A 544-nucleotide genomic window follows, 5' to 3' on the forward strand; every position below is an offset into this window, starting at 1 on the left:
ACGCGCGCGCCTTCGAGCGACAGGCCGCGTTTTTTCGCCGCTTCACGAATGCAAATCGTCACTCCTTTGGCCGTCGCCGTTTCCCGGCCATGCGAACCGCCGAGGACAAGCGGTTTCCCGGTGATGAAGCCCGGCGAATCGAACTCGCGGATGCGGCTGTACTCATCCATCATCCACGCCATAATTTGCGAGTTTGTAAACACATCCGGCGCCGGAATGTCTTTTGTCGGCCCTACGATTTGGCTGATAGCGCGCACGTAGCCGCGGCTTAAACGCTCCAGTTCGCGGAACGACATCGTGCGTGGGTCGCAGACGATCCCGCCTTTGCCGCCGCCATACGGCAAGTCGACGATGCCGCACTTTAAGCTCATCCAAATCGACAGCGCTTTCACTTCGCGCTCGGTGACGTCTGGATGGAAGCGCACCCCGCCTTTCGTCGGGCCGACGGCATCGTTATGCTGCGCCCGGTAGCCGGTAAAAATTTTCACCGATCCGTCATCCATGCGCACCGGAATGCGAACGGTCAGCACGCGGATCGGCTCTT

Annotated in this window: 1 protein-coding gene; it reads right to left on the reverse strand. The window is 60.1% G+C overall.

All coding sequences use genetic code 11. The features are described from left to right. A partial coding sequence (locus tag U1T56_RS24475; RefSeq protein WP_418162082.1) for a Glu/Leu/Phe/Val family dehydrogenase occupies nt 1-544 on the reverse strand: 544 nt, incomplete at both ends.

The organism is Benzoatithermus flavus, assembly GCF_037908215.1.
Lineage (GTDB): Bacteria > Pseudomonadota > Alphaproteobacteria > Geminicoccales > Geminicoccaceae > Benzoatithermus > Benzoatithermus flavus.